The organism is Providencia alcalifaciens, from assembly GCF_915403165.1.
GTDB classification, from domain to species: domain Bacteria; phylum Pseudomonadota; class Gammaproteobacteria; order Enterobacterales; family Enterobacteriaceae; genus Providencia; species Providencia alcalifaciens_C.
Map to the genome: position 1 here is coordinate 2507611 of NZ_OU659204.1, position 14484 is coordinate 2522094.

The 14484-nt window shown below is 44.6% G+C and carries 11 protein-coding genes; 2 read left to right on the forward strand and 9 right to left on the reverse strand.

Annotation, left to right across the window (positions count from 1 at the left end; all coding sequences use genetic code 11):
• Window positions 1-53: 53 nt before the first annotated feature.
• The 4 genes from hutH to hutI all read right to left on the reverse strand — a co-directional run bounded on the left by hutH (window position 54) and on the right by hutI (window position 5853).
• Entirely contained in the window at window positions 54-1586 is a 1533-nt protein-coding gene (gene hutH / locus LDO73_RS11530) for a histidine ammonia-lyase (protein WP_224058007.1), read from the reverse strand.
• A gap of 12 nt (window positions 1587-1598) precedes the next feature.
• The gene (gene hutU, locus LDO73_RS11535; RefSeq protein WP_224058008.1) at window positions 1599-3278 is read right to left on the reverse strand and encodes a urocanate hydratase; all 1680 of its coding nucleotides are present in this window, start codon (window positions 3276-3278) and stop codon (window positions 1599-1601) included.
• Window positions 3279-3589: 311 nt separating this feature from the next.
• A complete protein-coding gene (gene hutC / locus LDO73_RS11540; protein WP_211886103.1) occupies window positions 3590-4321 on the reverse strand; it encodes a histidine utilization repressor in 732 nt (243 codons plus the stop codon).
• A 296-nt stretch (window positions 4322-4617) separates the two neighbouring features.
• The gene (hutI, locus tag LDO73_RS11545; RefSeq protein WP_224058009.1) at window positions 4618-5853 is read right to left on the reverse strand and encodes an imidazolonepropionase; all 1236 of its coding nucleotides are present in this window, start codon (window positions 5851-5853) and stop codon (window positions 4618-4620) included.
• A gap of 253 nt (window positions 5854-6106) precedes the next feature.
• Between hutI and smrB the strand changes: the two genes are divergently transcribed.
• Window positions 6107-6652: an endonuclease SmrB gene (smrB, locus tag LDO73_RS11550; RefSeq protein WP_224058010.1), complete on the forward strand. Its 546-nt coding sequence runs from the start codon at window positions 6107-6109 to the stop codon at window positions 6650-6652.
• A 37-nt stretch (window positions 6653-6689) separates the two neighbouring features.
• Here the strand turns inward: smrB and sixA are convergent, their stop codons facing one another.
• The 4 genes from sixA to LDO73_RS11570 all read right to left on the reverse strand — a co-directional run bounded on the left by sixA (window position 6690) and on the right by LDO73_RS11570 (window position 11500).
• Complete coding sequence (gene sixA / locus LDO73_RS11555; RefSeq protein WP_224058011.1) at window positions 6690-7175, reverse strand: phosphohistidine phosphatase SixA; 486 nt, start codon at window positions 7173-7175, stop codon at window positions 6690-6692.
• A gap of 231 nt (window positions 7176-7406) precedes the next feature.
• A complete protein-coding gene (fadJ, locus tag LDO73_RS11560; RefSeq protein ID WP_224058012.1) occupies window positions 7407-9620 on the reverse strand; it encodes a fatty acid oxidation complex subunit alpha FadJ in 2214 nt (737 codons plus the stop codon).
• Window positions 9620-10939: an acetyl-CoA C-acyltransferase FadI gene (gene fadI, locus LDO73_RS11565; RefSeq protein WP_224058013.1), complete on the reverse strand. Its 1320-nt coding sequence runs from the start codon at window positions 10937-10939 to the stop codon at window positions 9620-9622. The genes fadJ and fadI overlap by 1 nt, the downstream gene beginning before the upstream one ends.
• A 264-nt stretch (window positions 10940-11203) precedes the next feature.
• Window positions 11204-11500 carry a YfcZ/YiiS family protein gene (locus LDO73_RS11570; RefSeq protein WP_224058014.1) on the reverse strand — a complete coding sequence of 99 codons (297 nt, stop codon included), beginning with the start codon at window positions 11498-11500 and terminating at the stop codon, window positions 11204-11206.
• 351 nt (window positions 11501-11851) lie between these two features.
• Here LDO73_RS11570 and fadL point away from each other — a divergent pair, with 351 nt between their 5' ends.
• Window positions 11852-13135, forward strand: a complete 1284-nt coding sequence (gene fadL / locus LDO73_RS11575) for a long-chain fatty acid transporter FadL (RefSeq protein WP_224058015.1) — start codon at window positions 11852-11854, stop codon at window positions 13133-13135.
• Between the two features lie 511 nt (window positions 13136-13646).
• Here fadL and mlaA read toward each other — a convergent pair.
• Window positions 13647-14396, reverse strand: a complete 750-nt coding sequence (gene mlaA / locus LDO73_RS11580; RefSeq protein WP_224061178.1) for a phospholipid-binding lipoprotein MlaA — start codon at window positions 14394-14396, stop codon at window positions 13647-13649.
• Window positions 14397-14484: the final 88 nt, after the last annotated feature.

Below are 14484 nucleotides of genomic sequence, written 5' to 3' on the forward strand. Positions count from 1 at the left end.
CTGCTTCTAAAACACTTACTTATAGGAACTATCGGTATATGAACGACAGGTTTTTATGAATGAAAAACCGAGTTTGCTGCAAACAACGTGGCAAGTTTATGTTGATCAATCAGCGAGATAGCCGCCTCGATATCCGGCGCGAAATAACGGTCTTTATCGTAATACGCAACTTTATCACGCAGTGTTTTACGGGCTTTTTCCAGCTTTTCGCTCGATTTCAAGCCATCACGGAAATCCATTCCCTGACACGCAGATAACCATTCAATGGCTAAAATGCCCGTCACGTTTTTCGCCATCTCCCATAAACGGCGACCTGCCGCAGGTGCCATGGAAACGTGGTCTTCTTGGTTGGCGGATGTTGGTAAACTATCCACGCTAGATGGGTGCGCTAATGCTTTGTTTTCACTGGCTAATGCTGCTGCCGTCACCTGTGCAATCATAAAGCCAGAGTTTACGCCACCATTGTTAACTAAGAATGGTGGTAATTGGGACATATGCGTGTCCATCAGCATCGCAATGCGGCGCTCTGATAATGCACCAATTTCGGCTAATGCCAGCGCAATATTGTCCGACGCCATGGCAACTGGCTCCGCATGGAAGTTACCGCCAGAAATAATGTCGCCATTATCGGTAAACACCAGCGGGTTATCGGATACCGCATTAGATTCAATTAAAATCACTTCTGCCGCTTGACGGATTTGCGTTAAACACGCGCCCATCACTTGAGGCTGACAGCGTAATGAATATGGATCTTGGACTTTCGAACAATTCGCGTGAGATTGTGACAATTCGCTGCTTGGTGATAATACATCGCGGAATAACGCCGCCACATCGATTTGGCCTTTTTGACCGCGAACTTCTTGGACACGGGCATCGAATGGTTTACGCGAACCTAATGTCGCTTCCACGCTTAACGCCCCACACACAATGCCAGATAACAGCAGATTTTCCGCCGCAAACAAGCCTTTTAACGCAAACGCTGTCGAGGTTTGTGTTCCGTTCAGGAGCGCTAAACCTTCTTTAGCTTCCAGCGTTAATGGTTTCAAGCCCGCTTTTTCTAACGCTTTTTTCGCAGGTAACCATTGACCTTCAAAGCGCGCTTGACCTTCACCAATCAGAATCAAGCTCATATGTGCAAGCGGTGCTAGGTCACCAGATGCGCCCACTGATCCTTTTGCAGGAATGAATGGGTAAACTTGTGAGTTAACCAGTGCAATCAGCGCTTCAATCACTTCAAGACGAATACCTGAAAAACCGCGCGCAAGGCTGTTGATTTTTAATACCATAATCAAGCGAACCAGATCATCGTCCAGTGGCTCACCGACGCCAGCTGCATGGGACATCACAATAGAGCGCTGTAAAGATTGCAGATCTTTACTGGCAATACGGGTGTTAGCAAGTAAACCAAACCCAGTGTTGATCCCATACGCGGTTTTATCTTCCGCAATAATTTGATTTACGGTCGCAACGCTTTTTGCGATAGCGCTGTGGGCATGTTTATCTAACGTGACGGTCACTGGCTTTTGGAAGACAACGCGTAATTCGTCGAGTGTCATTTTCCCCGGATGGATAGTTAATTTAGTCATCAATGGCACTCCTTAACGTGTTTTTAGCATAGGTAAGTTTAAGTTTTTCTCTTTAGCGCATTCGATAGCGATGTCATAGCCCGCATCCGCGTGGCGCATCACCCCTGTCGCTGGGTCATTATGCAGTACGCGAGCAATACGCTCCGCCGCCGCATCTGTACCATCACAAACAATCACCACGCCAGAATGTTGAGAAAAGCCCATTCCGACACCGCCACCATGGTGTAATGACACCCATGTCGCGCCGCTCGCCGTATTTAATAGCGCGTTGAGTAACGGCCAATCCGACACCGCATCCGAGCCATCTTTCATCGCTTCCGTTTCACGGTTTGGGCTCGCTACCGAGCCTGAGTCTAAATGGTCACGACCAATAACAATCGGTGCAGAGACTTCGCCACTTCTAACCATTTCATTGAACGCTAAACCTAACTTGGCGCGATCCCCCAAGCCAACCCAGCAAATACGCGCCGGTAAGCCTTGGAAGCTAATACGCTCACGCGCCATGTCCAGCCAACGATGCAGATGCTTATCGTCCGGCAGCAATTCTTTCACTTTGGCATCCGTTTTATAGATATCTTCAGGATCCCCTGATAGCGCCACCCAGCGGAATGGGCCTACACCGCGGCAAAATAGCGGACGAATATAGGCTGGAACAAATCCAGGGAAGTCGAACGCATGTTCAACGCCCATTTCCAACGCCATTTGACGAATATTGTTACCGTAATCGAATGTCGGAATGCCTTGGGCTTGGAAAGCCAGCATGGCTTTCACATGTTCCGCCATGGATTTTTTCGCCGCCAGTGCAGTACCTTGTGGGTCTTTCACACTCTTTTCGCGGTATTCATCCCAACTCATGCCGATCGGCAGATAACCATTGAGCGGGTCATGGGCACTGGTTTGGTCGGTGACCATGTCTGGCTTAATGCCACGACGAACCATTTCAGGTAAAACTTCAGCTGCGTTCGCGCACAGTGCGATAGAAACGGCTTTGCCTTCTGATGTGTACTTTTTGATGCGCGCTAATGCGTCATCCAGATCAGTCGCTTGTTCATCCACATAATGGGTTCTTAAACGAAAATCGATGCGGCTTTGCTGGCACTCGATGTTTAATGAGCAAGCCCCTGCTAATGTTGCCGCTAATGGCTGTGCGCCACCCATTCCACCTAGACCGGCCGTTAATACCCAACGCCCAGTGAGGTCGCCATTGTAATGTTGGCGTCCCGCTTCAACGAAGGTTTCATAGGTGCCTTGCACAATCCCTTGGCTACCAATGTAAATCCAGCTCCCTGCGGTCATTTGACCGTACATGGCTAAGCCTTTTGCATCCAACTCATTGAAATGCTCCCAATTTGCCCAATGCGGTACAAGGTTGGAGTTAGCGATTAATACGCGGGGAGCATTTTCGTGGGTTTTGAATACACCGACAGGTTTTCCTGATTGCACCAGCAGGGTTTCGTCGCTATCTAGCTGTTTCAGGGATTCAATAATTTGGTCATAACATTGCCAGTTACGGGCTGCGCGGCCAATACCACCATAAACGACAAGCTCATGGGGATTCTCTGCCACGTCAGGGTCGAGATTGTTCATCAACATGCGCAGTGGCGCTTCTGTCAGCCAACTTTTAGCTGTTAAGGTCGTTCCACGAGGTGCTCGAATTTCAATATTGCGATATTTGTTATTTAACTTTGTCACGAATATACCCTCACTTAGATGCGTGTTTGACTTATTGCGTCTCCTTATAGATATAGTTGTATATACATGTACAATCAATTTATTTTTTAACAATCAGAGAGGTAAAAACATACAGCATTAAAATATTTTATTTAATAAAAACAATAACATGAAAAAATAACCCTTGATTTTATTGACGTTTTTTTATTCTAATTCTGCCTACCAGATCACATTTGATTCACACTTAGTTTACATTTGTCATGAGGATGATTGAGGCCAGCACAGCCATAATGGCTGCGCTCATGTCGACGGGATGGTCTTATTTCATACCACTAGGAAGAAAAACTGCCTTTGAGTTTATATCGATGACCGGGAAACAATAACTTCGTACTAGTCACAATATGGCTTTGTGACCATGTTCGGCGGGTAATTTGCAGGCACGATGCGCCCACATGCACTTGCAAAAGCCGAGCACTGCGGTCATCCGCTTCTACCGCTTCAACAATATGCTCACCCTGAGTCAGCGGCGCAACACGGGATAAATAATCGTGGGGAGTGATGGTCAGAAAGTCTTGTTCCAGATAATCAGGTGCTGCCAGCGCATTCACAAAACGGTCTTCAATTTGTACTGGAATATCATTCTCCAAATGGACAATCACAGAATGATAAACCGGCGTTTCTGGGGAAATATTTAACTCTTTTGCCAGTGTGACTGATGCACTGACTTGCTCTAATTTATTAATTTTGCAGCTGTATTGATGATTTCTAGCGAGTATCTCATCTTCAATGCTGTGGATTTCAAACAAGGCGGATTGCCCTTTAGGCTCAGCAACAAAGGTGCCAACCCCTTGAAGACGCACCAATAACCCTTCAGCGGTAAGCTCCCGTAAGGCTCGGTTTGCCGTCATTCGGCTACAATCAAACTGCACAACCAACTCGGCTTCTGAAGGCACACGATCGTTGGCTTGCCACTCTCCTGCTTGTATTTTTTCAATAATTGACTGCTTAACTTGCAAATACAATGGAACAGGAGTTTTCAGCTTCGGTTTTTTTTCGGCTGTCACGTTTATTTCCAAATAAGTAATGTGTGTGAGTCGTCAACATTGAAAATCAATCAAAATAATTACTGCCTATAGTGGAGGTGATATTCCTAGGCAGCAATCAGAACTTTATGAATAAATAGTATTATACTCGTCATACTTCAAATTGCAGCGTTGTTGACTACGCTCATTCGCACTAGTTACATACTTATGTATACTCCTAGCGACTCATTGACTTGTCGCCTAGCTGCACCTCGAATTATTTAGAGTATATAACCTGAAAATCAGAAACGCTTTTCTATTTTAACTCAAATAAACCATTAATTTTTGTGGGTGACTTTTCCTTGATAAACACGCTGATTTAATGGATTGCTGCCCTGTTCATAAATCATTTCTACCGGATCCTTTGCATTCCATACCACAAAATTGGCTTGATAACCGACGCGTAATTGCCCAAGGCTATGTTCTCGTCCTAATGCTTTCGCCGCGTGGCGAGTCACCCCTGCCCAAATTTCTTCAGGAGTTAATCTAAATAATACCGCCGCCATATTCATCACCATACGCAGTGAGGCAAATGGGCTGGTGCCTGGGTTAAAGTCCGTGGAGATGGCCATAGGTACTTGGTTTTCGCGTAATAGTTCAATCGGTGGTAATTTTGTTTCACGTAAAAAATAGAACGCACCGGGTAATAATACCGCCACGGTTCCACTGCGTTTGAGGGCTTGAATACCTTGGAGATCTAAATATTCAATATGGTCGACTGATAGCCCGTTAAATTCTGCTACCAGCTCACTTCCCCCTAAATTAGAAAGTTGCTCCACATGCCCTTTTACTGGAATTCCTAATTTTTTCGCTGCTAAGAATAATTTCTCGCTTTGTTTAAGAGAAAAGCCAACACTTTCACAGAACACATCCACCGCATCAAATAGCCCTTTTTTCCATAACTGCGGCATAATTTCATCGCAAATAAGGTCAATATAATCGTCAGCTTTACCTTTATATTCTGGTGGAACAGTATGCGCGGAAAGTAATGTCGAGCTCACGTCGATCGGATAAGCTGCAAATAATCGTTTTGCCACTGACAGCTGTTTCTCTTCATTGGCAAGATCTAAACCATAACCCGATTTCATTTCAACGGTGGTGACGCCTTCACGGATCAACGCTTCTAAACGCGGTTTAGACACCTCAAATAGCCCATCTTCACTCATGGCTCGCGTGGAGCGAACGGTGGAATTGATCCCGCCACCTTGTGCACTAATCGTTTCATAGGAGACGCCATTCATACGCTGTTCCCACTCTGCGGCTCGGTTACCGCCAAACACTAAGTGGGTATGGCAATCAATCAGTCCCGGCGTGATTAAGCGCCCTTCTACATCGATAATGTGGCAGCCGTTGGCATCAACTTGGTAGCTTGGGTGAATGGCAATGATCTGCTCACCACGAATGATTAAATCGTAATTTTCCAGTAACCCGTATGCCGTTCCAAGTTCAGTATTCATTGTGGCGATCCGCCCGTTACGCCAGATCACATCATTTGCGTGTGCTTTAAATAACATATTTCATCCCATGGCAGCAGAAACCCGATTCGGCTTCACATATGAAAAGTACAGATATAAACGTATATATATGTATATACAATTAGACTACTTATCGGTCTGTTGTCAATGTCTACTCACGTAAAAGTTATAAATTTGTTACGTGGCGCTAAAAATATTCTATGATAACCGTTCATGGGAAAAATGGGTTACACTACGGGTCTGTTTCGCCCATCCAAGAAAGCATCATTTATTAACAATTGATTTATAAACAATGACTAAAAATAAATTCGCCTTAGAAGACGGCGACATCAATCTCTTTAAAGACGCTATTCAAGGTGCTAAGAAAATTCACCAAGACCAAATAGTGCATGCCCCTATTCGCGCGAAAGTCACTCAACCATCCAGTAAAAAAGTTCAGCAAGAACAAGTGGATGCTTCTTTTTATTTTTCTGATGAATTTCAACCGCAGTTAGATAATGAAGGCCCTACTCGTTATTTAAGACCGGATGCCAATCCGTATGAGTTGAAAAAATTACGTCGTGGAGACTATGTGCCGGAGTTATTTCTGGATCTTCATGGGTTGACCCAAATGGAAGCTAAACAAGAAATTGGCGCGTTAATTGCCGCCTGTAAGCGGGAGAATGTCCATTGTGCCTGTATCATGCATGGGCACGGTAAGCATATTTTGAAGCAGCAAACCCCACTGTGGCTTGCTCAACATCCTGATATTGTTGCTTTTCATCAAGCCCCTAAAGAATGGGGTGGCAACGCGTCGCTGCTGTTATTAATTGAAACGGCTGAGAGTGCTCGCCGTTAAGCACTCACTTCATTTTCATCACCTAGGATGCTCAAACTTAAGATTGGGTCAACGAAATCTGTGATGGGCTGAGCATCCATTCTAAGTGACATTTCATCTGCTCAGTATCCACTTCAACACATGCGATCGTCGATGTTGTAAACATTGGCGGTGCTTCGTGGGGACATAATTCCGAGACCAAATAGCCAACCAGTGGCAGGTGCGAAACCACCAAAACTGCTTTGGCACCACTAAATGCATAATCTCGAATTTGAGAGGCAACCCAATCCGCATTTCCTCCGGGGGTTAACCCTTCCATGATTTGCACTTGTGCTGGCAGCGATAACGCATCACGCATCACTTGCAATGTCTGCTCTGCGCGTAAATAGGGGCTCACTAATACCGTATCAATCTGAGGTTGACGGGCTTGTAACCATTTCGCCATCAGTACCGAATCATCTTTTCCCTTTTGGGTTAATGGTCTTGCTGAATCACTCGCTGCCTGAATCGCCGCATCACCGTGACGCATAATATAAACTTGCATAATCCACCATCTGTGCCGCTGTCCCACAGGAGAACTCGGGTCTTTTTGTTAAGATAATTATTGTTAAAGATAACCATCAGTTGGAGTGAGGAGAGATTCTGCAACAAACCCGTTGCAAATAAAATGATTTACATTGTTTTTTACTGACATTTTTCGTTATTCGACCATAAAAAAACCTGATAACCGCAGCGTTTAACTGCAGCATCAGGTTGATCAAACAGCGATTATCGCTTAATAAATGTCGCTATTCTCTTCCGTCGAAGATGCATTTTTTTCATGATCATTCACCGGATAAAACGTGCGGTTAGACTGTGCCATTTCAATCAATAAGTCGCACGGCGCAAACTTATCGCCATGTTTTTCCGCTAAGTGTTGCAAAGTTTCTACGGTTTTATTGATACCAAGGCTATCTATATAGCGGAAAGGCCCCCCAAAGAATGGCGGGAAACCAATACCAAATACTGCACCAATATCCCCATCTCGTGCGCTACGGATAATCTTCTCATCTAAACAGCGTGCAGCTTCATTGAGCATTAACATGACACAGCGTTGAGCGATATCCGTTTGGCTCATTGACGTTGAGGGGTGAATGTTTATCAGTGAATAAATACCCTGGTCAACTTGACGTTTTTTTGATTTTTTCCAGAAGGCCAGCATACTTTTTGATTGCCCGTAAACATAAAAACCACGGCCGTTTTTCTTCCCTTTACGGTCATCATTGATCACTTTTTCGAGAGCATCGGGGGCTTTAAAACGGTTACCGAAACGCTCAACGAGAATAGGTAAAATTTTGGTTCCGACATCAATACCTACTTCATCAAGTAGATGGAAAGGTCCAACAGGGAAACCAAACTTCACTAATGCCTTATCAATATGGTCAATCGCCTCACCTTCCACAAGGCACTGCGCCGCTTCACACAAATATGGTGCTAAAATGCGGTTCACATAGAAACCCGCATCATCGCCAACAACGATGGCGGTTTTACCTTGGCGCTTAGCAAAGGCAATAGTGGTTGCGATGGTGGTGGCATCCGTTTGCTGGTGCGGGATCACTTCCACCAACGGCATTTTATCTACGGGGCTAAAATAGTGCAGCCCAATCACTTTCTCTGGATGTGGGCTACCTTCCGCAATACGACGGATGGGTAATGAAGAGGTATTTGAAGCAAAAATCGCTTTGCCATCGGACATTTTTGCGGTTTCTTGCACCATTTTACGTTTCAGTGCCAGATCTTCAAACACGGCTTCCACCACAATATCCGCTGACTCTAGTCCTTGATAGGTCAATGTCCCCGAGATCCGAGCCATAATTGCATCCCGCTCCCGAGGCTGTAAGCGCCTTTTACTCACTCGCTGGGAAAGCAAATCCCAGCTATAACGCAGAGCTTGAGCGATACCTTTGTCCGAAATATCTTTAATGCGTACTGGATATTTACCCAATACCGCACTCACATAAGCGATGCCGCCGCCCATCAACCCGCCGCCAAGCACGCCCACTTGTTTGATAGTTTGCGGTTTAGCGTCCGCCCCAGTTTCATTTTTCAATGCGGTAGAGGCAAAAAATAGGCTACGTAATGCGGCAGATTCTGGCGTCATCGCCAGTTCACCAAACGCTTTGGCTTCTTCGGCGAATCCCGTTTTTAACCCGCTATTCATACCCGCCTTCACCACCTGAATAATCTTTTCTGGTGCCGGATAGTGTCCTTGAGTTTTACTTAATGTTTTCTCTTTCGCGCTGGAAAACACTTTATTACGCAATAAGTTGCTACTGAGTAAACGCTGTTGCCAAGGGAGAGGTTTGCGTTTTACGCCTCCTTTCTGTGCCAGTTCAACCGCCGTATCCAGTAGAATCGAAACCGGAACCGCGTCATCCACCAGCCGCATTTTTAACGCTTGTTTGCCTTTTAATTGGCGTCCTGTCAGCATCATATCTAAGGCATTTGGGATCCCAATTAAACGCGGTAAACGCTGAGTTCCGCCGGATCCTGGTAGTAACCCTAACTGTACTTCAGGTAAACCCAGTTTGGTTTTATCGTCATCAGAACAAATGCGCGCATGACAAGCGAGCGCTAACTCCAAACCACCACCAAGGCACACGCCGTGGATAGCCGCAATAATCGGTAGTGGGTAATTTTCAATTTTATCGAACAGAGTGTGCCCCTGCTTAGATAGCTCGCTCGCCTGCTCTTTACTGGTGCAATTAGCGATCATGCTAATATCCGCACCTGCGATAAAACTGTCTTTTTTACCCGAGGTGATCACCAAGCCTTTCAGGCCTGATGTCGATTGTGCTTGCTGTAAAATGGCATGAAATTGCTGTGCAAACTCCGCCTTTAGGGTGTTCACTTTTTCATTAGGAACATCAATGTAAATCACCCCAACATTGCCATTTACTATTTTTAATGTAAATGCAGGTTCCGCGATGACTGCTGAATGTTGCGTCATTATTCCGCCTCCAAAATCATTGCCACACCAAGCCCACCCGCCGCGCAAGCTGTGGTTAGCCCAAACCCACCACCGCGTCTACGTAGCTCATTCAATGTTTGTGTCACCATTCTCGCCCCTGTCGCGGCAAAAGGATGACCATAAGCAATAGAACCGCCTAGCACATTAAATTTGTCCATATCAATTTCCCCAATCGCCTTCGACAAACCAAGCTTTTCTTGGGCAAATTTCTGACTGGCAAACATTTGAATATTGGAGAGTGTTTGGGCAGCGAACGCTTCGTGCATATCAATCAAAGTTAAATCTTGCAGAGAAAGCCCCGCTCTTTGTAATGCAATCGGTGTGGCATAGGAAGGTCCCAGTAGCATATCTTCCCACACATCAATTGCAGAGAAAGCATAACTTTTGATATAGCCTAGCGGCGTATAACCCAATGCTTTTGCTCGAGATTCAGTCATCATTAACACAGCAGCCGCCCCATCAGTTAATGGGGTGCTGTTAGCTGCGGTAACGCTACCGTGTTTTCTATCAAACGCAGGTCTGAGTTTTGCATAAGAAGCGAGCACTGAATTTTCACGCACATTATTATCCTGCGAGAATGCTTGCTTGTAAGGTGGCATATACGCGGTCATCACCTCTTGCTCTAACACGCCGCTTTTCCAAGCTTTGGCAGCCAGTAAATGAGAGCGATGGGCTAATTCGTCTTGTTGCTCACGGCTAATATGGTAACTTTTCGCCATCTGCTCGGCGGTGTCTCCCATGCGTAGCCCAGTGGAGTATTCTGCGACACCCGGTGCAACGGGCGCTAAATCTTTCAGGCGCAATTTACTGATAAGCGATAATTTTTGCCCAAATGATTTGGCTTTGCTTAATGCCAATAGTGTAGCGGCGAGCTTTTTCGATACGCCGATAGGCAGCACAGAAGATGAATCCGCCCCACCTGCGACACCCACTGAGATATCCCCCACCATCATGCTTTGTGCGACATTCACAATGGCTTGAAAGCTGGTCGCACAGGCGCGAGAAATACTGTAAGCATCCGTCGATACGCTCATGCCTGTACCCAACACAATTTCTCTCGCAATATTAGGCGCTTCCGGCATTTGAACCACTTGCCCAAAAACTAATTGCTCAATAATCGATGGATCTATATCACTACGATGCAGTAGTTCTGCAACGACGGTTTTGCCTAAATCCACCGCGGGAATATTGAGATAAGCGGTAGATTGCTTAGCAAAAGGCAAACGTAATCCACTAACGATAGCAATCCTTTCTTTTGTGACATGCTGATTATCGCCATGGTGGGAGAGTTGATTCATGGTCGCTCCTGCTAAAAGAAAAATAAGTAGAATTGTTGAGATTAAATTGAGAGGTCTGACCTGTATCGATTGTTAACATATTCTTCACACTTATCAATCAGAGTCGATAAAAAATGCGAGCTCACACACAAGTTACAATTAATTGGCAATAAAGAGGGGAAATTAGGTAAGTTTTTAGCAATAAAAAACCCATTCACTTCTAAAGATGACGCATCCGCGAAATAATAGAGTCAATGGGCTTTAAAAAGGAATTCAAACGTTTGATTAACGTAAGCCTAATTGGAAAATCAGACTTTCTGCTTCACAGCTAAATGTAAAGTTAGCCGATAACTCTACACCACCCGCAACTGGGTTGATTGAGTGAGCAATTTCACACGGTTCTGACTCAACAGATTTGGCTTTTTCTGTGAGCATTTTCAGCATCGCTTCAGCTTCTTGCTGAGTCGCAAAAACATGCTGATACGATGCGGTGCAATCTTTATTTTCCAAAACTGTACCAACATCTACACAGCAGCACGCAGCTGTTTCATCCGCGCTACAACGTTTAATCGCATCAGTCATTTTATTCTCCCAATGAACAAACTGTTAAGTAAGTATCATAACGCTGAAAAAGTGACAAACACTAGTGATATCAAAATTAATTGCTAATAATCCAACATAAGTTTGATCTAGTTCCTTATATGAGCATTTCTTACTCGTTAAGCTCACTTGAATGTTGCTATTTTGTTAATTGCATCGCATTTTCGAAAAGAAAGATCGCACAAAAACAAAACAACCTTGCAACATACCCAGTGGTCAGACCTATACTCAGTGAACTGGTCTGATTTGTCGTAGAGGCAAGCGACCCTACAATTCAGCGCTTCTTGCGATAGAAGTCGCTTATTTAAATAAAACTACTAGAGGGTTTTGGTCATGAACCAGAAAAACCTATTTGCTCGATCAGCTTTAGCAATCGCAGTGGCTGTTATTTCTTCCAATGCAAGCGCAGCTGGTTTTTTGCTGAATGAATATTCAACCTCAGCCTTAGGACGTGCATTTTCAGGCGCAGGAGCCGTCGGCGACAACGCAAGTGAAGGCAGCCGTAACCCAGCTGCAATGATGTTATTTGATCGACCAACCATGTCGGTTGGTGCCGTGTATATTGACCCTACCGTTGATATTAAAGGCCGTACTAGCGATGCATTTACTGCCAATAATATCGCCCCCAATGCCGTAGTACCTAACGCTCACTTTATCTTCCCAATTAATGATAAGTGGGCAGTGGGTACTTCAATGACCACTAACTTTGGTCTTGCTACTGACTTTCATAAAGATTACGCCGCAGGCCCTATCGGTGGAAAAACAGATTTAAAAACCGTTAACTTAAATTTAAGTGGTGCATATCGCATCAATGATAATTTTAGTTTTGGTGTGGGCGCTAATGCTGTTTATGCCGATGCTGAAATTACCCGTCATATGGGTGTCGGTGCAGGAGCTGTTCCTCCAATGTTTGGTGTTACCCCAAGTACAACAGCAGCATCATTGAAAGGTGATGATTGGGGCTATGGTTGGAATGCTGGCTTACTATATGAAATCAACCAAGATAACCGCTTAAGCTTCACTTACCGTTCAAAAGTAAAAGTGAAATTTGAAGACGGTAAATATTCTAATGACTTGCCTAAGCAAATTGGCGGTTTAGGCGGTACTACCGTTAAAGGGACTTTAGATCTTAACTTACCAGATATCTGGGAGTTTTCCGGTTACCATAAAGTCGATCCTAAGTGGGCGCTGCACTATAGCGTTTCTTATACTGGTTGGAGCACCTTTAAAGACCTAACGGCGTACCAGAAGAGTAACGGTAAGGAACTGTTCCATAAACCAGAAAACTTTGATGATGCGTGGCGCTTAGCATTAGGTACTACCTACTACTATGATGATAATTGGACATTCCGTACGGGTATTGCTTACGATGAAAGCCCTGTGCCATCTAAATATCGTTCAATCTCAATTCCAGACCAAGACCGCTACTGGCTGACCGCAGGCACCACTTATGCATTTAACAAAGATGCCTCTGTGGACTTAGGTATTGCCTATATGCACGGTAAAAAAGTGAATATTAACGAAAAACTGGCAGAAACACCTAGTTCCCCTGTAATTGCTTTCAAATCTGAAGGATCTGCATGGTTATACGGCGTTAACTTTAACTATACATTCTAATCAGTTAGATCTTATCGGGGGAGTTCGCTCCCCTGATATCTCCCTTTTCTATCTCTTCCTCTGCTCCACTTTCTTTTTATGCTCTTCGCAGAAAAATCATCCTCACGCTAAATTTTTTCTTGACTTTTTTTTGTACAGATTTATATATTAATTATAGCCCAATGTTATTTTATTGTTAAAAACATTCCTGCGGCTTATTCATGTACTGATCCCAGTCATAAGTATCCACCCAACCATTTTTTATATCGATATTTAACTGCAATGCTGCCCTTCATCTTTTTGACATGAAGACGCAGTAGAGTTGCTCACTAAGCGATTATCTGAGGAAAACCATGGGAAAAACATAGGAGGGCATTATGGGAACATTATTCACTATCAGCTTTGTTAGCGTGTTGGTCGTCAGTGCCGTGATTGACACAGTCATCCAACGAGGAAAACAGGACAATGACTAGCAGTTTATTTATCACTCTCTGATGTCCAAAAAAACATAGAGAGTGATAAACCCCACCAATTAGTCAATCGAATCCAGTTCCCCTTCAATGACCGCCGCATTTGGGTTATCTGCTGGTTGCAGAACTCCACCTTTCGACAAGAAATCATTACGTTGGAAGTAAGCTTCGCGGAACATTAAGTAAGGGTCGGACGAGCTTTTCAGCAATCCATCGGAATCAAGTAATCTTGCACGGGTTTCAATCCCTTCCAATGCCCATTTACCCGCCGACATCCAGAACGTTAAATAACTCAACATTGGGTAGAGATCGTCTGCTAGGTTACCGCCTTGCTCACGCACTGTTGCGCTACCATAACCCGGTAAAACCACATATGGGCCATAACCCACATCATAGTAACCTAATGTATTCCCAAAACGCTTCGGTTCTTCTTTGACTAACTGAGGGTTTGCCATGCCAGCAACATCAATTAAGCCACCGATACCAAACACCGAGTTCAAGAAGAAGCGGTTAAAGTGCTTAAAGCCTTGCTCCACTTCCCCACGGAAAAAGCTGTTTAACATGCTGGCTGGTTCTTCAAGGTTGCCAAGAAAGTTACTGAGTCCGTTTCGAGCAGGCATCGGCACGTAATCATTCCAAGCAACGGCTACAGGTCTTAAGACATATGGGTCTAAGACATTATAGTTAAAGTTAAACATTGCTCGGTTAAAGCCTTCTAACGGGTCTGAACGCTGCTGCGTTTCTGGGTCAACGCTCGCGCACCCAACCATTAAAACTCCCGCGAGAAGAACGCTACTTATGCGAAACTTCATCATTCTCTCCATCCTTTATTCCACCTTGCCATGGTGTTTTTATCGTTATTGCTAATCGCTTTATCATAAAAGCAAATAGAAAAACCTG